The following is a 22,577-nucleotide window of genomic DNA, read 5'->3' on the forward strand; positions in this document are numbered from 1 at the left end:
TAACTTATTCCTTATAGACGAATATCTGCAGCATCGAGAGGGAATACATATTTCACATCATAAACAACATGATTTTCTTTGCCAAGAGTTCTTACTTTCTCAATCCCCATCTGTTTAAGTTCACTATGATCTACGGCCAAAATAATGCATCATAATAATTTTCTTTTAGATCTGACGTTAGCTCAACGCCATATTCATGCTTAACTTCTTCAGGTTCAGCCCAAGTATCGTGTACATCGACATTAATATTGAAACTTTGAAGCTCTTTAATTATTTCGATGACCTTGGTATTTCGCACATCTGGACAATCCCCCTTAAAGGTGAACCCCATTACAAGCACATTGGCCTCATCAATATGAATTTTCTTACTAGCAAGTTTCTTAACCATCTGAGTAGCGACATAACTACCCATGCCATCATTAATGCGGCGACCAGCTAAAATCACTTCTGGCATATAGCGACTTCTTTTGCTTTGTGAGTAAGATAGTATGGATCAACACTGATACAATGCCCGCCCACTAAACCTGGTTTGAAATGTAAGAAATTCCACTTAGTACCAGCGGCTTTCAATACCTCTTCTGTATCGATATCTAATCGGTTAAAAATTTTGGCGAACTCATTAATAATCGCGATATTTAAATCACGCTGCGTATTTTCAATCACTTTAGCTGCTTCGGCAACTTTGATTGACGAAGCTTTATGAGTACCAGCAGTCACAACTGAACGATATACAGAATCGACAAAATCAGCAATTTCAGGGGTTGAACCTGAAGTAATTTTGACAATGGTTGTCAAGCGGTTAACTTTGTCACCTGGGTTGATACGTTCTGGACTATAGCCAGCAAAAAAATCTTTGTTGAACTTCAACCCTGATACTCGTTCAATGATCGGTAAACAAACCTCTTCTGTGGCACCTGGATAAACTGTTGACTCAAAGACAACGACATCATTTACAGAAATAACCTTTCCTAACGCTTCGGAAGCTTTTTTCAACGGAGTCAAATCCGGCGCATTGCTACTATCGATGGGAGTAGGAACCGTTACGATATAAAAATTACAGTCTTTAATATCTTCCAAATGCGAGGTGTATTTCAATAAATACGCTTCAGATAGTTCTGAACTTGTACATTCTAAAGTTGAATCTTTACCTGAGGTTAACTCTTTTACTCTTGGTTCATTAATATCGAAACCGATAGTATTGTATTTTTTACCAAACTCTACCGCTAAAGGTAAACCAACATATCCAAGCCCGACTATTCCAACTTTTAAATTTTCAAAACTCATGACCGACCTACTATTGACTTTAAATTAATTAAAAAATATCACTTACAATGATAACTCACTATAAAATTTGAAAAAATCATGTATTAAAAAGAAACATTATCTACATAAAATATAAATTTAATTTTCAACTAAGATTAATTCCATTAAAGAGATAGCATTTTTATCTTTAATGGACAGTTGGGGATATCCTATAATCGGCCATTTAGCATCGATTGTTGAGTCATCCCACCGGATCGACACTTCTGCACTCGGATTATAATAATCAGTACACTTATATACAAATTCCGCTTCGTCACTGATCACATAAAATCCATGAGCAAAGCCTTCCGGAATCCACAACTGACGTTTGTTTTCAACTGACAAATATTCGCCGACCCATTGACCAAACGTTGTTGAACCTTTGCGAATATCAACCGCTACATCAAAAACCTCACCCGAAACTACACGCACCAATTTACCTTGAGTATTTTCCGTTTGATAATGTAGCCCACGTAAAATGCCTTTTTTCGATTTTGAATGATTATCTTGGACAAATTTTGTCGGTTTGCCAGTCACTAGCTCTTCAAAGCGCTTTTGGTTCCATGTTTCCATGAAGAAACCACGTTCATCACCAAACACGGCTGGCTCAATAATTTTCACATCGGGAATTTTGGTATCAATAACTTTCATAATTTTAATTACTTATAAGCTTGAATATTGTTCAACGCGGCATTCCAATCACTCGGTTTAATGCCAAATTGATTTTTTATTTTTTTGCAATCTAAACGAGAGTTTGCAGGGCGCTTCGCTGGTGTAGGGTAAGCAGAGGATGGAATTTCTGCAAGCTTAGGTTGCTTGGCAAGCACATCATGCTGCTCTGCTGCTTGGAATATCGCGTTGGCAAAATCAAACCAACTGGCGTAAGGCATGCCAGAGAAGTGGTAAATACCCCACTTAGCTTGCTTACCTTGCTCTAGGTGTTGCACCATAGCGATTAATGCATCAGCAATATCACCCGCATACGTTGGGCCACCAAACTGGTCGCCAACAATGCTCAGTTCATCACGGCTTTGTGCCAAACGCAGCATGGTTTTGACAAAATTATTGCCGTGTTCACCAAATACCCAAGCGGTTCGTAAAATCAAATGCTGTTGGCAGTTTTCTGCCACGGCTTGTTCACCCGCCAGTTTGCTTTGCCCATAAATACCTTGCGGTACAGTAGCGTCGCTTTCTTGATAAGGCTTATCACCCATACCATCAAACACATAGTCGGTAGAAATGTGCAACATCACCGCGCCACAATCGCTTGCCGCTTGCGCTAAATAACTTGGCCCATCACGATTAATTAAATACGAAAGCTCAACTTCTTGCTCTGCTCGATCAACCGCAGTGTGTGCTGCAGCATTGATAATATAGTTGGGCTGAAACTCAGAAACAGTATTTAGCACTGCGTCACGGTTCGTAATGTCTAATCCTTCATAATCTAACGCCAGCACTTCTGCTTGTTTGGTTAAACGCTTAGTCAGGCAGTGACCCACCTGACCACTACAACCAGTAATCAAAACTTTCATCACTTGCCCTGCTACTTAATTAATGACTGTAAATATTGGCCATAAGCGTTTTTCAACATAGGCTTGGCAATAGTGGCTAACTCGTCATTGCTTAACCAACTATTGCGCCATGCAATCTCTTCCAAACACGCAACTTTAAGGCCTTGCACGTTTTCAATGGTTTGCACAAACGAAGATGCTTCATGTAGGCTCTCATGGGTGCCAGTATCTAGCCATGCAAAGCCACGACCAAGCAATTCCACATTTAATGAACCATCATTGAGATACATTTCATTCAAGGTAGTGATTTCTAGTTCGCCACGTTCAGAAGGTTTAACCTGTTTTGCCATTTCGACGACACGGTTATCGTAAAAATACAAACCCGTCACCGCGTAGTTTGATTTGGGATGCTGCGGTTTTTCTTCAATCGATACCGCTTTCATTTGCGAATCAAATTCAACCACACCAAAGCGTTCAGGGTCTTTTACTTGATAACCGAATACGGTTGCCACGCTCTGCGAGCTGAGTTCACATGCGCGCTTTAATTGCTTGCCAAATGACTGACCATAGAAAATATTGTCACCCAACACTAAACATACACTGTCGTCGCCAATAAACTCCTCGCCAATCAAGAAAGCTTGTGCCAAACCATCAGGGCTTGGCTGAATAGCATATTGCAGGCTAATACCAAAATCGCTGCCATCGCCCAACAAACGTTTGAAGCTGTCGTTATCTTCAGGAGTAGTAATAATCAGAATATCGCGAATACCCGCCAACATCAGTGTTGATAGCGGGTAATAGATCATAGGTTTGTCGTAAACTGGCAGTAATTGTTTAGAAACGCCACGAGTAATTGGATATAAACGTGTGCCAGAACCACCCGCCAGAATAATTCCTTTCATTGCTACTCTCCTGCCCCTAGACGTTCCATGCTGTAAGAGCCATCTAATACACGGCTCCACCATGTGGTGTTGTTTAAGTACCACTCCACGGTTTTACGAATACCAGATTCAAATGTTTCTTGCGGTTTCCAACCTAGTTCACGTTCAATTTTCGCCGCATCAATTGCGTAACGCACATCGTGCCCCGGGCGGTCTTTTACGTAAGTGATCAGATCTTGGTATTGAGCAACACCCTGTGGCTTGTTAGGCACTAGCTCTTCAAGCAGCGAGCAAATTGTTTTCACCACCTCAATGTTGGCTTTTTCATTATGACCGCCTATATTATAGGTTTGTCCTACGACACCCTCGGTCACAACTTTGTACAGTGCGCGAGCGTGGTCTTCAACAAATAACCAATCGCGGATCTGCATACCATCTCCATACACTGGCAGCGGTTTACCGTCTAAGGCGTTAAGAATCATCAGTGGGATCAGTTTTTCAGGGAAATGGAACGGACCATAGTTGTTGGAACAGTTGGTCATTATGGTAGGTAAACCATAGGTACGTAGCCAAGCTCGCACTAAGTGGTCGCTGGAGGCTTTTGACGCAGAGTAAGGTGAAGATGGCTCGTAAGAGGTGTCTTCCGTAAACAGGTCAGCTGTACCTTCTAAATCACCATAAACTTCGTCGGTCGAGATATGATGGAAACGAAAGGCCGCTTTGCTTTCTCCTTCTAGCGTATTCCAGTACTGACGCGCCGCTTCAAGTAGAGTATAAGTGCCAACAATATTGGTTTCGATAAATGCCGCAGGGCCATCAATCGAACGGTCAACATGAGATTCGGCAGCTAAGTGCATCACCGCATCCGGTTGGTATTGCGAGAAAAGACGATCAAGTTCAGTGCGGTTGCAAATATCAACCTGTTCAAATGTGTAACGCGCATTGTCACTGACACCATCTAAAGATTCTAAGTTACCAGCATAGGTCAATTTATCAACGTTAATAACGCTATCTTGTGTATTATTGATGATAAAACGAATTACCGCAGAGCCGATAAATCCAGCTCCACCGGTTAATAATATTTTCATGGCTTAACTCCCCAATCAAAAATCATACCAACATTAAATCTAAAGTGATACAAGCCCAATAGCACAAATACGAACGCTTCTACGGATAACACCAGGAATGCAGAACCTATATAATCAAAATAATAAATCACAGGCCCCATCATAATTAGACACAAAGTAGCTCCAGCTACTACAATTTTTCTCAAGACCTTCTCATTTTTAGTCGGAATCAAACTCTGAATTCCGAAAAAATTATTAGCAACACTGACTATAACTACAACCATCATAATGAGAACTGTTTCTCTAGCGGGGATAAATTCGCTACCAGAGACTAAAATGATAATCTCAATAACATAAAACGCCACAAAAGCGGTTCCTAATAACGCTAATATAGAACTAATATAGAAATATCGCTTAACAATTTCACTGGCTTTAGGCTTATCATTAACAATTAAAGAATTGACTTTAGGAAAGACAGATTGGTAAATAGGAGTAAAAAATGAAATACATATTTTTTTTATAGTATCAGCGACATTAAAGTAGCCAACACTTATCGGTCCGTGAAAAACACCAATAACAATGGGAATTAATGTCAAATAAACACTTGAAGCTAAACTAGTAAGAAAAACATCCCATCCTGATTTAAGGATTACAAGTACATATTTATATTTTGAAAGTGAAAAATAAAATACATTTTTATTTTTTATGTATATAACAGAAAGAACACCCGAAATAAAAAAAGGAAGAGCCTGAAGAAATCCTGCAAGAAATAAATCTTGACTACTATTGATATAAATAAAAACAAACGGAATAATAAGCAATCGACTAATTAGTGTAATAAAAACTAACTCCTTCATCATTTCTAAACCTTGAAATAACCACGTAGGTAAGAGCAAAGTCCCAAGTGCCATAGGTAACATACAAAGTGACAACTTAGTTAACATTAAGTCATCATATAAAAATAAAAACAAAAAGCAGATGGTTAATGATATAAAAAACAATACCAACTTCGAACTATATATACCACTACAATATACATCCATCTTAAAATTATTATCTTTTATCCTTGCTATTTTAGAAGTAGCGTTCAAGTCAAAACCATACTGACAAACTATCATACTATAACTCAAAAGTGCAGTTGCAAAAGCCAAATAACCAAAGCTTTCGACACCAAGAACTCGAGTTAAATAAGGAAAAGTAATTATTGGGATAACAAATTTAAATATTTGAACAAGACTCAAATATAATATATTTTTATTCAAACCTTCACCAACTTTACCCTACAAAAAAAATAAAACAATGGACACTCCTACTATAGGAAAGCAAAACAACATTACTTAAATCACTTTATAATCAACTGCTTTTAGTACTTTATTTAACTATTTACGGGAAGCTCATACTCCTTTCTAAACGCAAAATGTACAAGAACAAACGCAATACCTAGTATGCCGCCAAGTAAAGTACCCAACACACAAATTAAGGCACGTTTCGGAGCATCCTTTAATTCAGGAACTACTGCAGGATCCACAGTTTTAAATACAAACTCATCTTGAACCTCTGCCAACATTAAGCTTTTGGTTTGCTCTTCAATTAAGCTATAAAAGGTGCTTTGCATATCGGCAACAGCGGTTTTTTGCAGTTGAGTATTTAAGTAATCAAGGTTTTGTGACGTCTCTGCAATGGTACGCTCGCGCATTACTTTGTTAATGTCTTCTATCAGCCAGTTTACCCATTGCTGAGCGACATAAGGGGAATAGTGTTTGACGGATACTGTGTACAATCCCGTTTCTGTATCTGAGTTAACACTTAAAATATCTTTCTTGAACACTTCGAATGCTTCTTGTGCCGTTGGTGTTGCACCTCGCAAACCATCTGGCTCACGTAACCATTCTCCAGAGCTTGGGTCATAGATTTCTTCGTCTAGAATTAGCTGGTTGCTGGTCAAGTCCCAATCTTTGGCTGCCATTACTGGTACTAACAAATCGTGTTTGTTAATAAACGCATCAACAAATTGACGTGATTTCATCACTTGTACAGCGAGATCAGTTTGGGAAGACTCTCCTCCTCCAAGGTTAACGCCCGCTAAAGCTGCCAAGCCACCAAGTTGGCCTGCCATTTTGGCTAAGCCGCCGCCGTTGGAGCTTTCTGCAGGAGCTAGCAAAGCATCCGCTTTATAGATGTTCGGCAAGCTAAGGGCATAAAGTACAGAGCCTACGGCAAAAACAAAAGTTGTCGCGATGATGATCCACTTACCTTTCCAGATGGCAGCGAAGAGTTCGCGGAGATCGATTTCGTCGGCGGGCGCTGAAGGTTGGGGTGGGTATGGTAAGTAGTTGTGTTGTGGTTCTTTTTGTGGGTCCATAGGGTATTTAGGTCCTAGGATCCTAGGTCCTAGGATCCTAGGTGAAAACCAAGGGCTAGGGGTTAGGATCGAGTTTAATCTGTTAATAAAGTTTTTTACGGCTAGTATCTAGTTTTCATACTTTGCGGGCGGTTCGCGGACTGAGCCTTTTCTGCGCTTGATTAGGGCGGCTAACATTGCGGATATTTCTTTTGTCTCGTTGATGAGTGCTAGGCCTTTTTGTTTTTCTATAAAGCCTGCTTCTATTCCAACGTAAAGCTGGGTGATTGCTTCTCCAGCGGAGCCTTTGGCGATGTATAGAAATCTCGCTGACTCGTTTGCTGTTTCTCGCTCTTCACCCTCTGCAATATTAGATGCTATCGAAAGTGCGCTTCGGGATAGTTGATCTTTAAACCCGAAGTTCTTGCAAGGTTCTAGTTGTTTATACACTTCGCAAGAAAGGCGACAACTGCGTTTCCAAACATCTAGTTTTTCAAAAGCAAGTTGTCGCATCATCCACTTCCTGTATTGGTTTTCCTAGTCCTTAGTCCCTAGGACCTAGGAACCTAGCTCCTATTTACTTAAGCGCATTAATCGCTACACCAGTTTGGTATAGGATCTGGGTTGCGGCTGTCCAGGTGCTAAGTGCGTCGCGGTAATCGGTGTCGATTGGCACAACGATAGTATCGCCCGCTTTCAGCTCGTCGTCGTTGTTACCGAACCAGTAGCCTGATGTTGGTTTGTATACCGAGCCATCAGCGCGCACCACAAAGATACGATCTTCGTCGGCTTGTTTCTTCGCGCCGCCCGCTTTGTTTAGGTAATCATTCACGTCCAGCTTACTATCAAGCAAGTAGGTGATTGGTACCTGAACTTCACCCATGATAGAAACCGTGTTGCGGAAGGTCGGTACAAACAAGAAATCGCCATCTTCCAACATAAAGTCGGCAGAGCGCTCGTTGTCTAAGATGCGGTTTAGCTGTACCACCATGCGGCCTAGCGCCTTGCTGCGGCTGGCTTCTTCAACAAACTTCAGCGTCTTGTCCGGGTCAGAAATCACTGAGCTCATGTTGCTGTCGGCACGGAAGGTCTTCTTCGCGGTTTCTGCGCGCATGTCGGCTGCATACTGGTTAAGCAGTTTTTGCTCTTGTAAGCGTAGTGCTTCGCGAGTGAAGATTGCACCTTGTGGGTGAGCAAATTCGGTTAGGCCACCCGCGCGTTCTAGCAGTTCACCTAATGTTTCACCTTGGCTAACGGTGTACGTACCTGGGAAGCGCACTTCGCCTTGTAGCGTGACGGTGCTTTGCAGCTTCACACTTGGTTTTTCCAATACGTTCAAGCGGTCGCGGCCGACAATGATCGCATCGTCTGCAGTGCTACCTTGAATCGCTTTACGCAAGTCAATGCGTTCGACATTAATCGATGCACGTTCGTCAACGTTATTGATGACGGTACGGGCCAACTCTGCATTGATAGTAAACGCGTTGTACGTAAGACCGCCCGCAGCTTCTAATAAGCTAGAGACTGTCATTCGTGGCGTAATTGGGTAACGACCAGGGTATTTTACTTCACCGAAGACTTCAGCGATTTGTGGTGCAAGGCCTAGTTTAGACTGCTGCTGAAGCTGTAAAAGCACTGGAGCAAGTAACGTTTGACGCGTATTTTGCTTCATGGCATCGAACTCTTCTTGAGTAATTTCTTTACCACGGAAGATGATCTTTTGCTGTTTTTCGGCCTGATTTGCACTTGTGTTGTTAGTACCGTTCGACAAACCATTTTGAGAAGGAGAGATAGCCACTGAAGTGCTACGCATTTCTTGCTCTCTCAATTGATCCATCTCAGCTTGTGCTTGTGCCTCTTCTAAGGTTTTTGCTTTGGCTACCGTATCTTGCTCTGCAAGATTGTCCAAATCTTCATTGTTAAAACGGTTAAAGACTAAAACACGGTCACGCGATTGCAGTTGAATGTTGTCACTGCTGTTTGGTGAGAGAATCGCATTGGCTAAGTTAACTTGGAAGGTCTCGATATCGCGCTGTGAATTAATTTCACGTACGATAACAGCGTAGCTGACGTCTGCGGTCGAGTTAAATGAAGAATCGACCGATTGGAACAGATCCGCAACGCGCACGCCGCTCTTCCATTCTACAAAGCCTGGGTGACGCACATCACCTTCAATTTGCACGTAACGGGTTAGCTCTTCACTTTTCTTCAGTACGTTAACTTCATCACCAACTTTGACTTTCACTTGCTGGTCTTGTGGGTTGACAAAGTTCAGAGTTAACGCTTCTCGAACGCCTTCGGTGCCGTAGCGTTTAATATCGATTTGTTCAAAGAACGCGTTGGCAGTAAAGCCACCCGCCATTTGAATCAGCTGTTTGTAGGTTTCACCGGGTTTCACTTCATAAATTGCAGGGCGGTTCACTTCGCCATCCACAGAAACCGTTTGGGCCACCGAGCCAATAAACACCACATCGCCAGGTAACAAACGTACATCGTTACGCGCATCACCCTTGAGCAGCAGGTCGTACATGTCTAGCTTACGAATTACTTGACCATTGCGTTTTAGCTCGATATTACGCAGCGCACCGCTATCGCTAAAACCACCACTGTAGTAGATCGCTTGAGAAATCGTCGACAAGGCACTCACGGTGTAAGCACCTGGTTTGTAAGCATCCCCCATCACAAACACTTGCATGGTGCGCATTTCACCCAGTGAGATATCGCTGCGCACACCAATCATCTGCTCTTGCACACGTTGGTTTAGCGAATCACGTACTTCAGAGAAGGTCATGCCAGCCACTTGTACCGGGCCTAGCGACGGAAAGTTAATGATGCCGGCACGATTCACGCGTAAGCGATGCGTGGTGTTTTCTTTACCAAACAACTGAATAACCAGTTCATCCCCTGCGCCAATGGTGTAATCGGCAGGTACGGGAACATCACTGATCGGCGCAAATGTGGTTGGAGAACCAGCAAATAAATCAAGGCCGAAACGCTTGAGCTCTTGATCTTCTTCGGGCTTCAACCAGTCAAACTGGTCACTGTCCACAGCATTAGCGTTCGTCGCTTCCGGACGCTGCTCAACCACTTTAGGGTTCTCATAGCTGGTCGACTGTGACGAACCAGAAGGCAGGGTAATGCCATACTTACTTGCTAATGCTTGCTGTTGCGCGGCAGGTAAGCTTTGAAACATTTTAAGCTGTTCTGGGGTTGGGTTTTGCGCCAAGGTGTATGGCGCAAACAGACTTGCCAATACACAAACGGCAATGGAGAAATATCCTTTAAGCATGGTAATCCGCTGTCAGTAAAGAGTGAATAAAATCTTAGAGACCAAGTTCTCGGCGCATGGATTAGGCTGAGCACTCGGGGCTTTGATTAAAATCGGTGTTGGAATCCGAGTGATAGACCGTTAAGGCGAACGTCGTCTTCTGCGCTGTAGTCAACAAACTCGAAGACCACTGCACTGTGTTTGTCCATCGCGTAATGTACGCCCACACCAAAGCTCGCACCTTGGCCAGTATCGGAGCCGATGCCTTTTTGATCGATTTCGATGCTCGAATACCCTGCCAAGCCGTAAAGGGCAACGCGACCAGACACAGGAATATTGAATTTAACGAAGCCACTGGCAAGGCGATCAACCGATAAGCCACTGTCGCGCTTAAGCGAGGTGCCGTATCGACCTTCTAAAGCGAGGTAGTCGTTAAAGAAGTAGCCAGCCTGAGCTTGAAGAAGAAACGGGTTGCCTTCTGCTACAGAAGAAGAGGAAGGAGATTGAAGTTCCGCGTTTGAGTAACTCAATAATGCGCCAGCATAGAAATCTGCTGAGGCAGAAAAAGAGCACAAGCCTAAACTGATTGCACTCAACGCCCCTAGCCATGGTCGTTTATTTATCACGTAAGTGGTTCCTTAGTGTCGACGTACCGCGGCCTAACCCGCAGCCTTGTCCCAAATGATAGTTTGTGCGTTTTCCACGCTACCGCCCGGCGGCATTACGCGTTAGCCACTGTTCGCTGATTATTTGCTTGTTGATGCTTAGCCGATTGATTCGGTTTATTATTTTTTAGTTAGTTCACCGCGTTTTTCAACGGCGATCTTTTAAGCCTTACTTTTATGTGAGACTCGCTCAAAAATCATACTTAGACATGAGTCACACAAAAGCTGGCAAATTATGCATTGTTCGTCACCAAACGGCAAGAGTAGGAAACATTGCGGTGTCAGAAGTGAGATTTTTGCTACTAAAATTTAACGAAAAAGAAAGGTCCTAGGGGATAAAGAAAGGTCCTAGGAATACTCGTGGTGACTCCTTGGCCTAACGAAACTATATGGGTGTTGTTTGGGAAAACAGATTACGGATTACGGAATACAGAATTCACAGCTTGCTCCTCTGTAATCTGGAAGCGGAGCGCTCTGTAATCAAAAACCACAAGCGAAAAACTTTTTCGTTGGTCACGATAATTTCAACAAGCTGCCCTAGAACCTAGGACCTGTTTTCTACCTAGGACCTTTTCCTGTATTCCTTGTTTTTCCTAGGCCCTAGGACCCTAGAACCTAGGACCTGTCTTTTAAACCTAGGATCTTGTTTCTTCCTTTCTCTTTTCTAAAACAACAAAAAGCATAAGAAACTATTTACATGTTGGTGATTTTTTATCTAAAATCATCTTTGGAGTATAGGTTTATGTTCCAAACATCGATGTTTTTAATACCGGAAATACTTAAGGAATAATAATGAAGAATACAGCACTCGCTATTCTTATGGCTCTAAGCGCTTCTACAGCATTCGCAGCAACTACCACTGAAAGCGCAGATAGCGCAGCAGCAGCAGCAAGCGGTGAAACAGCAGTTGGCGTTGGTGCAGCAGCAGCAGCAACAGTAGTAGCAGTAGCAGCAACTGATAGTGACTCAACTACTACTTCAGCTTCAGCTTCAGCTCCTACGACTAACTAATTTCGTTAGAATTAGCTTGTATTAGAGAATCGCCCTGATTATTCAGGGCGATTTTATTTTAAGAGGGAATCATGACTACCTTTCTTACACGCCATTGGATGCGCCTACTGGTTGCCCTGCCATTATTAAGCCTCGGTGTCGGTTGTACACAAAAAATCAACGATGTTTCCGCCACTGTGCAAGAAGCCTATAACGGTTATATCGATATCGATCTTTCTGCTGATGAAATTAACGCCGTACCTTATGCCAGTGCCTACCTAAAAATCGGCGATCAAAAACAAGTTTTTGTGGTGTTGGCATTTGCAGAGCAAAACCCGATTAGTGGTCAAACCCAACTGAAATGGGTCAGTGCCGATAAAGCCATGATCGTCACCGAAAATGGTCATATAGTGAAAACCGTGGGTTTACAACATCAAAACCTTGCGGGCACCTATAATCCAATTCCTGCATTTAGCAAAGCCGATACTGACTTCTCCCTCTCTTACGATTGGCAACAGCAGTATCGCTATGGCTTCCCGGCTCAAGTAACACGCACTTACCAAGGTAACGAGATGGTGACAACGCCAATCTCGACCACTCAAACCGATGTGTATCGTGAATCTGTCAACTTCCCTACTCTATCAAGCTCAGTAGAAAACTATTACTGGGTGGATGCGCAAGGCCAAGTGGTGAAGACATTGCAGCACTTAGGGCCGAATATGCCGGCTCTCGAACTCACGATTTTGAAAGGATACAGTCAGTCATGAGTAAACGATCATTCCCTTTATTAAGCTTGTTATTGGCAAGCATGGTAACCGCACCTGTATGGGCGCAATATACTGCAGACGAAAATTCTGTAAATAAAGGCTCGGTAAATAAGAGCACCGTGAATACGCAACTGCCCCTGCAGGTCGAATTGATGAGCGTAGGTAAACAGTTGCAGTTTGAACAATCGACACGCTTGGTGGATGTACTCAAACAGGCTCAGCAACAAGATATCATGCTGGAATACCCACTCGCGACTACTCTATTTGATCAATCCGAACAAGCTAAGCGATCGGCGACAAAATTGAAAAACAGCGTGTTGAACCGCATGATTCAGCACAACTTGGTTTCACATCCGTTGTATAAATTTATTCAGAGTCACCAGTTTGCACCGAGACTGCTGTCTGCAGTCGATATTGATAATGTGCGTTTGGATAAGCAGAACAATCCGCTGCTGAATGGTGATCTCGCGCTTGTCGCCCCTCAGCGAGAAGAGCAGGTCTTTTATCTCGGTAACTTGGATAAGGTTTATTCTGTTAAGGCTCAAGCGGGCATCCCACTTCAACAGCAATTAACCAATTTAGAGCAAGACTTTAGTGAACTGGCTCAGGCACCGGTATTGATTTACCCCGATGGCAAGGTAATTGAGCCGCACCACGGTGCTTGGCTAAATACGCAATATTATTTGCCGCCGTTGACCATGGTGTATGTGCCGTTTGAAGCGTATGCCACCTCCGAACTGGATCAAGATATCGTTACGTTGCTTACCCAGCTAAAACCGCAACAGAAAACGCAAAGTAAGCCGCTTAAGTCGCAAAGTAAGTCAATCACAGTGAAAAGCCAACTATGATGCTAACCAGAACAACTTTAACTCTTTCTTTAATGGGTCCAGCTTTAATGGGTCCTGCTTTGGTGTGGGCTCAAGATATGCCATTTGAAGTACCGCCATTGCAACCTTCGCAGATGGACTTTGGTGGTGTCGGCTTGATGCAAATGCCAACGGGGCGTATGGCGCCCGAAGGCGAGTTCAATTTCGCGGTCAACTTCAGTGACGAGTATCAATTCTACAACGTGACGCTGCAGGTGTTGCCTTGGATGGAAACCACACTGCGCTATACCCTGGTTAATGACTCGCTTTACAGTAACGATCCTAGTTTCTCTGGTGATACCAAATACACCGATAAAGGCATCGATTTCAAATTCCGTTTGTTAGAAGAATCCCAGTACTTACCCGAGCTCTCGGTCGGTGTGCGTGATTTTGCTGGTACAGGGCTGTTTGATGCCGAGTTTGTTGCCGCGACCAAACGCTATTCGAACCCGAACTTAGGAACCTTTGATTTTACCTTAGGTATGGGCTGGGGTTACCTCGGTACGCGCGACAATATCACCAACCCGGCGTGTAAAGTGGCTGACCGATACTGCTCTCGCCCTTCAGACTTTAAAGATAATGGCGGAAGTGTCGATTTTGAGCGCTGGTTTAAAGGCAACGCTGCCATTTTTGGTGGCGTTGAGTACCAAACCTTATACGCACCGCTGCGTTTTAAGCTCGAATATGACAGCAACGACTACAGTGAAGATCTACCTGTCATACGTGGCGACGCGGACATGACACCACAGACACCATGGAACGTCGGTGTGCTCTATCGCCTAGGTAACATGGCAGACTTACGCTTGAGCTATGAACGTGGTGATACGCTGGTTGCGGGTGTGAGTTTATTCACCAACTTTAATGAGATGCCGTCGTTCTGGCGTGATACACCAACGCCAAAACCAGAAAATAATCAACCGGATGAGCTATCCGATGTCGATTGGCAGCGCGTCTCAGAAGATCTAGACAAAATTGCTGGTTACCAAGACACCAAGATTTACGCGCAAGGTGATACCGTAGCGATAGTCGGTGAGCAAAAGAAATACCGTGACCGCAACGAAGCACACGAAAAAGCCGCTGCTGTACTCTACAATCAAGTACCGGATAGCGTTGATACGTTTACCATCAATGAGCGCAACCGCGGCTTAACAACCGGTCAAACGGTGATTTCGAAAGACAAATACCGTGATGTGGCTGAAGTCAACTACATTGATGCCAACATGAAAGATGCGACTGCCACGTCAAATAATAAACCGCAAGGTGATCTGACCTACGATGGTTTTGAGCGTTTTGAGTATGGCTTTGCGCCTAAGTTGGTGCAAACTTTAGGTAGCTCTGAAGACTTTTATCTGTTCAGTGTTGGCTTAAGTGGCAACGCGTCTTACTGGCTGACGGATAACCTAGAACTTGGTGGCTCACTATACTGGGATTGGTATAACAACTACGATCAGTTTAACTACATCGCTCCGCCGGATGGTACATCCATCCCTCGTGTGCGTACCTTGTTCCGTGCTTACCAAAATGAGCATAACGTCACCATGCAGAACCTACAGTTAACCTGGTTCCAAGAATATTCTGATTCGATGGATCAGCAGTTCTACGCGGGTTACTTAGAAAGTATGTTTGCTGGTGTGGGTACTGAGTTCTTGTACCGTCCGCAAGGCGCAAACTGGGCGATTGGCGCTGATGCGAACTTGGTTTCTCAACGTGATCCGCAAAGCTACTTTGGCATTTACGATGAAAAATACCAAAACATCCCTGAGTATGGCCGTCCGTTCCAAGTCATCGACAAGGGCTTTACAGGTTTTGTTTCGGGTTACTACTACCCACAATGGGAATTCCTCTCTGACTTGATGATTCAGGTGGATGTGGGACAGTTCCTCGGTGGCGACAAAGGTGCTCAGTTTAATGTTGCCAAGCAGTTCAAGAGTGGCGTCATCGCTGGTGCTTTCGCTTCGGTTAGTGACCTATCTGCGGATGAATTCGGTGAAGGCAGCTTTACCAAAGGCTTCTATATTTCGATTCCATTCGACATCATGACAGTTAAACCAAGCAACAACCGCGCGAACTTCAGTTGGCAGCCTATTACACGAGACGGCGGTCAGAAACTGGGTCGTAAGTACAGCTTGATTGAACTAACCGATGACCGAAACCCTTGGTATCAAAGGCCGAATAGGTCGGAGAAATAAAACCAAGGGCCTAGGATCCTAGGTTCTAGGTCCTAGGTCCTAGGGAAAACAACAGAACACGGAGGAGTTTGTTGGAACTCCTCCGTTCAACATTAATTCGGTTCTTTTGGTTTCGGATTACAGAGCGCTTCGCTCACAGATTACGGAGGAGCTTGTGGTAAATTCCGTAATCTGTATTCCGTATTCCAAAACCGTCTTCTCGACTTCCCCGTTTTTGTCACCGTAACTTCAGCGATCTCCTCTAGGGCCTAGGACCCTAGAACCTAGGACCTGTATTTTTCCCCTAGGACCTATGTTTTCCCCCTAGAACCTAGGACCTTCTCTTCCCCCCCTTTTCTTGCTAAAATTCTTGAGAAAATTTTAATCTATGGTGGAAGTTCTATGATCATCGTCACTGGTGGTGCTGGCATGATTGGCAGCAACATTGTTAAAGCGCTTAACGAAGCGGGTATCAACGATATCTTGGTTGTCGATAACCTAAAAAATGGCAAGAAGTTTAAGAACTTAGTTGATCTGGACATCACAGATTACATGGATCGTGACGACTTCCTTACCCAGATCATGGCGGGTGATGATTTCGGTCCGATCGAAGCAATTTTCCATGAAGGCGCGTGTTCTGCTACGACCGAGTGGGATGGCAAGTACATGATGCTGAACAACTATGAGTACTCAAAAGAGCTGCTGCATTACTGTTTAGATCGTGAGATTCCGTTCCTATATGCCTCTTCTGCGGCGACTTACGGTGAGACAGAAACCTTTGTTGAAGAGCGCCAATACGAAGGTGCGCTTAACGTTTACGGTTACTCAAAACAGCAATTCGATAACTACGTTCGCCGCTTATGGAAAGATGCGGAAGAACATGGTGAAACGCTGTCGCAAATTACCGGTTTCCGTTACTTCAACGTTTATGGCCCACGTGAAGACCACAAAGGCAGCATGGCGTCGGTGGCTTTCCACCTAAATAACCAGCTCAACGCGGGCGAAAACCCAAAACTGTTTGCAGGCAGTGAAGGTTTTATTCGTGATTTCGTTTACGTTGGCGACGTGTGCAAAGTCAATCTATGGTTCTTGAAGAACGGCGTGTCCGGCATCTTTAACTGTGGTACTGGCCGAGCAGAGTCTTTTGAAGAAGTGGCCAAAGCAGTGATCGCGCATCACGGTAAGGGTGAAATTGAAACCATTCCTTTCCCTGAGCACCTTAAAGGCGCGTACCAAGAATTCACTCAAGCGGATCTGACGAAACTGCGTGCTGCGGGTTGTGACGTGGAATTCAAAACCGTTGCCGAAGGGGTAGCGGAATACCTCGCGATTCAAAATCGTTAATCTTTCCTATTAAGGTGACAGAGCAAGCTTTGTCACCTTAACTCTGATGCAACTTTTCATGTGTAATCGTGCAGATGGCATAGCTTGTATCATGTAAACCATCTTCCTTTACCTTGCTTTCAACACTTGCTCTCAAAATAGGTGCGTAAACATTCATGACCACTCAACGTGATGATTTCGATCCCAAAGCTTACAACCCAACATTTGAGCGCCACTTTCTCGCGCCAAAATATTGGGGCACTTGGCTCGCTGTATTTTGCTCTGTGCTGATCGCTTTGCTACCGCTCTCTTTTCACCAATGGCTGGCAAAAATTCTGGCATCACGTTTGGTTAAGTCGAAAGCCAACTCAGTCAATAATGTAAAAACCAACTTAGCCTTATGTTTTCCTCACTTGAGTGAACAAGAACGAGACCAACTGACGTATAAAACGCTTTATACCGCTGGTGTGTTTACGTTGCGATTTGGCTTGGTGTCGCTACGTTCACCGCAATGGCTACAATCACAGTGCGAATTTGTTAATCCAGAATACTTATTCGATCTGACCGAGCAAGGCGAAAAAGTGATCTTATTAGTGCCACATTCATGGTCAATTGACATTCCAGCCGTACTGCTGGCATCAAAAGATTTACCCGTGTCTGCCATGGCCAAAAGGCAGAAAAACCCGGTAACCGACTGGTTGATGCACCGTCAGCGCGTGCAATATGGCGGCCGAGTGTATGAGCGTTCTGGCGGGATCAAACCTTTCATCAAGTCAATTAAAGACGGTTATTTAGGTTACTACTTGCCGGACCAAGACCATGGCGCTGAGCTCAGTGAGTTTGTTGACTTTTTCGCGACTACAAAAGCCACACTACCTGGCTTAACCAAACTGGCTAAGCTGTCCAAATCAAAAGTAATCCCTACATTTGCTTCACTGGATCCGAGTACGGGCCGTTTTAGCATTGAGTTCATGCCCCCTCTGACGCTTCAAGAAACCGATAGCGACGATGCTCGCTCCTTAAATGAAGCAATTGAATACTTTGTAACGAAAAGTCCGGAACAATACATGTGGACTCTGCGCTTACTGCGTACTCAAGCCGATGGCAGTAATCCATACAGTGAAATGCGTGAGCATGGCTTTATCAAACAGAAGTGATATCAACATGTCGAAAAACAAAATTCTAGTTATTGGTCCATCTTGGGTAGGCGATATGGTGATGTCGCAGTCCCTGTACATCGTTTTAAAACAACTGGATCCTGACAGCGAGATTGATGTCATTGCCCCGGGTTGGTGTAAACCTATTCTAGAGCGAATGCCAGAGGTTCACCAAGCCATCGAAATGCCGCTCGGTCATGGTGAATTTAATCTTCTAGGCAGACGTGAAATCGGTAAAACGTTACGAGAAAAGCAATACGACCACGCCTACATTTTACCTAAATCGGCCAAATCAGCGCTGATTCCTTGGTTTGCAAAAATCCCGCTTCGTACGGGCTGGAAAGGCGAAATGCGTTACGGCTTATTGAATGACTTGCGCCCGAATATGAAGTCGTTCCAATACATGGTAGAACGTTATGTCGCTTTGGCGTATCCGGCTCAAGAGATGCAAGGTTCCGCGTCACTTGGCGGATTAGAAACCCTGCCACGCCCTCGCCTGACAATCAATGAGCAAGAACAACAAGAAACCATCAGTAAGTTTTACCTCGACCAGCAACGCCCGGTGATCGGGTTATGTCCTGGTGCTGAGTTTGGCCCAGCCAAGAAGTGGCCAGAAACTCACTACGCCGAAGTCGCGACACAAATGTGTAAAGAGGGCCGTCAAGTTTGGTTGTTTGGTTCACAAAAAGATATCGAGACTTGTAACAACATTCGTTCGTTGGTCCCAAGTGACTATCACCCATACATTCACGTGCTGGCCGGACAAACCAGCTTAATCGAAGCCGTCGATTTACTCGGAGCTTGCTCTACGGTCGTTGCCAATGACTCAGGTCTGATGCACGTCGCGGCTGCTGTCGGTTGTAACGTCGTCGCGGTCTATGGCTCGACGTCACCAAAATATACGCCACCGCTCGCTGACAAGGTCGAAATCGTTCATACCGATATTGACTGTCGCCCATGCTTTAAACGTGAATGTCAGTTCAAACATCTGAAATGTTTAACCGAGTTGTCACCAAAACAAGTGTTGAGTAGCATTCAAAAACTGGAAGCGATTACGGTCGAGTCATGCTAATTCGTCTTGTTTATACGCTACTGCTGGCGCTCGCCTCACCGATTCTCTTATTTGGTTTATACAAAAGTAAGCCAAACAAGCCAAAATTTGGTGCGCGTTGGAAAGAGCACTTTGGTATCACACCAAAACTTGACACACACCAGCGCCCTATTTGGATCCATGCCGTATCTGTCGGTGAAAGCATCGCTGCGACACCACTGATAAAAGCGTTGAAAGAGCAGAACCCAGAGCAAGCCATATTGGTAACAACAACTACTAGTACTGGCGCTGAACAAGTAGCAAAACTGGGTGATCTGGTTGAGCACCGCTACATGCCGATCGATTTTGGCTTTGCAATAAAAGGCTTTTTGAAAGCGATAAATCCAAAACAGATGCTGATCATAGAAACCGAGTTGTGGCCGAACACTCTTAATGTTGTGCACAAAGCGGGTATTCCGATCATCGTTGTCAATGCTCGTTTGTCCGAGAAATCTTGCCAGAACTACAGTAAAGTTCAGCCATTGTTTAACCTGTTGCATCCTTGTCTAACGAAGGTTCTGTGCCAAACAGATTCTGATACCGAGCGTTTTGCACGTTTGGGCGTCAACCAAGCAAAGCTTGCGGTTACTGGCTCGATTAAGTTTGATATTCAAATATCAGACGACGTCAAAGACCAAGGCAAAGCGCTTAGATGTGAGCTGGGAGTAAATCGTCCAGTGTGGATCGCTGCCAGTACCCATAAAGGCGAAGATGAGCAAGTGCTTGATGCGCATAAGCAAGTACTTGAGTCTCAGCCAAATGCGTTATTGATTTTAGTTCCTCGACATCCAGAGCGATTTAATGATGTTTACGCGCTATGCCAACAGCAAGGATTTAATACCGTTCGCCGCACGGCATTATCAAGCATTAACGCACAGGAAGAAATTACGGACTCTACTCAAGTGTACTTAGGCGATACCATGGGTGAAATGCTGGTGTTAATTGGTGCGGCCGATGTCTGCTTTATGGGCGGAAGCCTAATCGGCGATAAAGTTGGCGGCCACAATGTTCTCGAGCCTGCCGCGCTTGGTGTGCCTGTGATTACGGGGCCGAGTTATTATAACTTTGCAGAGATTGTTACTGTCTTATCTCAGTCTAATACTCTGGAAATTGTTGATAGCAGTAAGCAACTGGCAGAGCATATTTCTGAGCAACTCGGCAACCCAAAAACCACACAGTCGCAATGGGAAAAGCATCACAGCCCTCTTGCCGAAACCATCAAATTGATCCTTGAGGAATAAATAGTGGCAAATACGGGCACACTTCTTATTGTTTTATATAACAAAGAAATATCAGATTCGAGCACTTACCACAGTCTCATCAACTATGCAGGTAGTTTGCAAACCGTAGACCTTCTTATTTGGAATAATGGACCCAATGAGATAAGTAAACATCTAGACGAAAAAGACACCCAAAAGTTTAAGAGCGTTACCATCCGCGAAGATCTCTCAAATGCGGGCCTCGCCAAAATTTATAATTATGCGTTAGGCTTTAGACAAAATGATTATTGCATCTTCCTAGATGATGACTCCGACCTATCTACTGACTATATTGAATCGGTGCTAAAAACCGATCGAACTGCCTGTGCCGTTCCTATTCTCACTCACAATGGTGCAGTTCAAAGTCCAACACTTAAAAAGATGAAAGTGGAAGGAACGACATTACCAGAGGATCGTAGTCGATTTAGAGCCGTTGGCAGCGGTGTAGCAGTAGGGACAAGTGTCGCTCATAAATTAAGAGCCACTTACGGCAGTGTTTTTGATGAACACTTTTTACTCTATGGTGTTGATACGACATTTTTCATTCGCTTAGAACGCGCAGGACTTCTTGAACACCTTTGTGTAATCCCTGGGTTTGAACATTCGTACTCTCGCCTTTCTACAGAACCAGACGCTATTAGTGACTTTAGAAAAAAAGAACGAGCCTATGATGAAGGCCTCAGAGCAAGGTACTACAAAAGCAAATCAAGTTTGATCGTATACACAATACGCACAGGATTAAAAAGCTTAAAAAACCGCCTGTACGGCAGAGAGGACCTAGAAGGGTATATATTCAAAGCGATTATGACTGGAAAACATTATAGAGATAAGCAATAAACCTGCATATCTCCCTAGAGTAAGCATCATTGACGATGATACCAATTCGTCAATGATGCTACACCGGAATATTTCGATTATTTCTCGAATTGATTCAGATGCTTATTCATCAAGATCACAAGAATTTTTTAGCAAAATCCGCAGCCTCTTGATTGAATACAACCTTCTCTTCTTTAATTTTATTGCGGTAAAATTCAAAATCATCCAGTGCGCGATCAAAGTGAGTAAATACGTCTTTAACTAAAGAGCTCACATTGTCAGTGAACCCGGCACCAGACTCATTCAGTTTATACTTCTTAGGAACGGCTATATCTACTGCATTCCCTGCACTACCCTTTTCACCCGTGATGACGATACACTTTGCCATTGCAGCTTCACGAGGAATACGATCTTTACCCGGATGGTTGCCAAAATCGATATAAACCTTACTCTTGGCTAGTAAGTCAGCAACTTCCGATGCGGTCATATTCTGAATCGGCACAAACTTTACTGACGGCATGGCTGATATTAATTTATTTGTTGTTTCGATACCTTTTTTAGGGTTGTAGCAAATAATATTTTCTTTTAGCTTAATATCAACTTCTCGGTTTAAATGCTCCTCACCAAGATAATCACTCAAGTGGAACACATCCGTAATACCATGTTGATTCAAAAATAACTCACCGTAATAGCTTTGGGTTAAATGTGAGTATTTCTTTAGCTCATTCATCGGTAAAAACTTTGGCTTGTTTGTCACATTACGTCTATACCAATGTTTTATATGCTTGAACAACGTATTGGGGTGAGACTTAAAGTAGTTATCTACTGACAGCCACCAAACTATTTTTCTTTTCCCTTCCACCAAGTTTAAGTACTTTGTTGCCGCTTCTGGTACCACAACAACAGCATCTCGGCACTCTTCAACTCTCGCTAATGGTGCATTGTAATGAGCATACGCGGACGGAGTTTGATGCGTTTCCGTAAAAGGGTAATACAGCACTTTAGCGTCAACATCTAGCCGGGTCAGAGCGTCCACAAACTGATGAATCAACTCTGGACCACCAGTGACACTGTTTGCTGGACAGAGAACAATAACTTTATCCATG

At 43.9% G+C, this 22,577-nt stretch carries 19 protein-coding genes and 1 pseudogene; 9 read left to right on the forward strand and 11 right to left on the reverse strand.

What is annotated here, in order from left to right; translation table 11 throughout:
* Positions 1–11: 11 nt before the first annotated feature.
* From tviB to SU60_RS14895, 10 genes and pseudogenes are all read right to left on the reverse strand, one after another.
* Positions 12–1,284 (reverse strand): annotated as a pseudogene (gene tviB / locus SU60_RS14850) (Vi polysaccharide biosynthesis UDP-N-acetylglucosamine C-6 dehydrogenase TviB).
* A gap of 117 nt (positions 1,285–1,401) precedes the next feature.
* Positions 1,402–1,953 (reverse strand): dTDP-4-dehydrorhamnose 3,5-epimerase, encoded by a 552-nt coding sequence (gene rfbC / locus SU60_RS14855; RefSeq protein WP_041156201.1) that lies wholly within the window; start codon positions 1,951–1,953, stop codon positions 1,402–1,404.
* A gap of 8 nt (positions 1,954–1,961) precedes the next feature.
* The gene (gene rfbD / locus SU60_RS14860) at positions 1,962–2,834 is read right to left on the reverse strand and encodes a dTDP-4-dehydrorhamnose reductase (protein ID WP_041156202.1); all 873 of its coding nucleotides are present in this window, start codon (positions 2,832–2,834) and stop codon (positions 1,962–1,964) included.
* A gap of 11 nt (positions 2,835–2,845) precedes the next feature.
* On the reverse strand, positions 2,846–3,715 hold the full coding sequence (rfbA, locus tag SU60_RS14865) for a glucose-1-phosphate thymidylyltransferase RfbA (protein ID WP_041156203.1): 870 nt from the start codon (positions 3,713–3,715) through the stop codon (positions 2,846–2,848).
* A 2-nt stretch (positions 3,716–3,717) separates the two neighbouring features.
* Positions 3,718–4,782 (reverse strand): dTDP-glucose 4,6-dehydratase, encoded by a 1,065-nt coding sequence (gene rfbB, locus SU60_RS14870; protein WP_041156204.1) that lies wholly within the window; start codon positions 4,780–4,782, stop codon positions 3,718–3,720.
* Positions 4,779–6,023, reverse strand: a complete 1,245-nt coding sequence (locus SU60_RS14875) for an oligosaccharide flippase family protein (protein WP_041156205.1) — start codon at positions 6,021–6,023, stop codon at positions 4,779–4,781. Before SU60_RS14875 ends, rfbB begins: the two co-directional genes overlap by 4 nt.
* Before the next feature lie 113 nt (positions 6,024–6,136).
* Complete coding sequence (locus tag SU60_RS14880) at positions 6,137–7,123, reverse strand: Wzz/FepE/Etk N-terminal domain-containing protein (RefSeq protein WP_041156206.1); 987 nt, start codon at positions 7,121–7,123, stop codon at positions 6,137–6,139.
* 108 nt (positions 7,124–7,231) lie between these two features.
* Complete coding sequence (locus SU60_RS14885; protein ID WP_342418117.1) at positions 7,232–7,618, reverse strand: four helix bundle protein; 387 nt, start codon at positions 7,616–7,618, stop codon at positions 7,232–7,234.
* 61 nt (positions 7,619–7,679) lie between these two features.
* Positions 7,680–10,391, reverse strand: a complete 2,712-nt coding sequence (locus tag SU60_RS14890) for an SLBB domain-containing protein (RefSeq protein WP_041156208.1) — start codon at positions 10,389–10,391, stop codon at positions 7,680–7,682.
* An 86-nt stretch (positions 10,392–10,477) separates the two neighbouring features.
* On the reverse strand, positions 10,478–10,996 hold the full coding sequence (locus SU60_RS14895) for a porin family protein (protein WP_041156209.1): 519 nt from the start codon (positions 10,994–10,996) through the stop codon (positions 10,478–10,480).
* 831 nt (positions 10,997–11,827) lie between these two features.
* On the opposite strand from SU60_RS14895, the gene SU60_RS14900 reads away from it, so the two are divergent.
* The 9 genes from SU60_RS14900 to SU60_RS14940 all read left to right on the forward strand — a co-directional run bounded on the left by SU60_RS14900 (position 11,828) and on the right by SU60_RS14940 (position 21,492).
* The gene (locus tag SU60_RS14900) at positions 11,828–12,046 is read left to right on the forward strand and encodes a hypothetical protein (protein ID WP_041156210.1); all 219 of its coding nucleotides are present in this window, start codon (positions 11,828–11,830) and stop codon (positions 12,044–12,046) included.
* A 71-nt stretch (positions 12,047–12,117) separates the two neighbouring features.
* The gene (locus SU60_RS14905; protein WP_041156211.1) at positions 12,118–12,792 is read left to right on the forward strand and encodes a YjbF family lipoprotein; all 675 of its coding nucleotides are present in this window, start codon (positions 12,118–12,120) and stop codon (positions 12,790–12,792) included.
* On the forward strand, positions 12,789–13,640 hold the full coding sequence (locus SU60_RS14910; protein WP_052481545.1) for a capsule biosynthesis GfcC D2 domain-containing protein: 852 nt from the start codon (positions 12,789–12,791) through the stop codon (positions 13,638–13,640). The genes SU60_RS14905 and SU60_RS14910 overlap by 4 nt, the downstream gene beginning before the upstream one ends.
* The gene (locus SU60_RS14915; protein WP_041156212.1) at positions 13,637–15,847 is read left to right on the forward strand and encodes a YjbH domain-containing protein; all 2,211 of its coding nucleotides are present in this window, start codon (positions 13,637–13,639) and stop codon (positions 15,845–15,847) included. The genes SU60_RS14910 and SU60_RS14915 overlap by 4 nt, the downstream gene beginning before the upstream one ends.
* Positions 15,848–16,228: 381 nt before the next feature.
* The gene (gene rfaD, locus SU60_RS14920) at positions 16,229–17,170 is read left to right on the forward strand and encodes an ADP-glyceromanno-heptose 6-epimerase (RefSeq protein ID WP_041156213.1); all 942 of its coding nucleotides are present in this window, start codon (positions 16,229–16,231) and stop codon (positions 17,168–17,170) included.
* A 155-nt stretch (positions 17,171–17,325) separates the two neighbouring features.
* Complete coding sequence (gene lpxM, locus SU60_RS14925) at positions 17,326–18,306, forward strand: lauroyl-Kdo(2)-lipid IV(A) myristoyltransferase (RefSeq protein ID WP_041156214.1); 981 nt, start codon at positions 17,326–17,328, stop codon at positions 18,304–18,306.
* A 7-nt stretch (positions 18,307–18,313) separates the two neighbouring features.
* Positions 18,314–19,378, forward strand: a complete 1,065-nt coding sequence (gene waaF / locus SU60_RS14930; protein ID WP_041156276.1) for a lipopolysaccharide heptosyltransferase II — start codon at positions 18,314–18,316, stop codon at positions 19,376–19,378.
* Positions 19,372–20,637: a lipid IV(A) 3-deoxy-D-manno-octulosonic acid transferase gene (waaA, locus tag SU60_RS14935; RefSeq protein ID WP_041156215.1), complete on the forward strand. Its 1,266-nt coding sequence runs from the start codon at positions 19,372–19,374 to the stop codon at positions 20,635–20,637. Before waaF ends, waaA begins: the two co-directional genes overlap by 7 nt.
* 3 nt (positions 20,638–20,640) lie before the next feature.
* Positions 20,641–21,492, forward strand: a complete 852-nt coding sequence (locus SU60_RS14940; protein ID WP_041156216.1) for a glycosyltransferase — start codon at positions 20,641–20,643, stop codon at positions 21,490–21,492.
* Positions 21,493–21,607: 115 nt separating this feature from the next.
* Here SU60_RS14940 and SU60_RS14945 read toward each other — a convergent pair whose 3' ends face one another.
* Positions 21,608–22,576, reverse strand: a complete 969-nt coding sequence (locus SU60_RS14945) for a hypothetical protein (protein WP_041156217.1) — start codon at positions 22,574–22,576, stop codon at positions 21,608–21,610.
* Position 22,577: the final 1 nt, after the last annotated feature.

The sequence above is a fragment of the Vibrio mytili genome (genome assembly GCF_000830505.1).
Classification (GTDB): Bacteria; Pseudomonadota; Gammaproteobacteria; order Enterobacterales; family Vibrionaceae; genus Vibrio; species Vibrio mytili.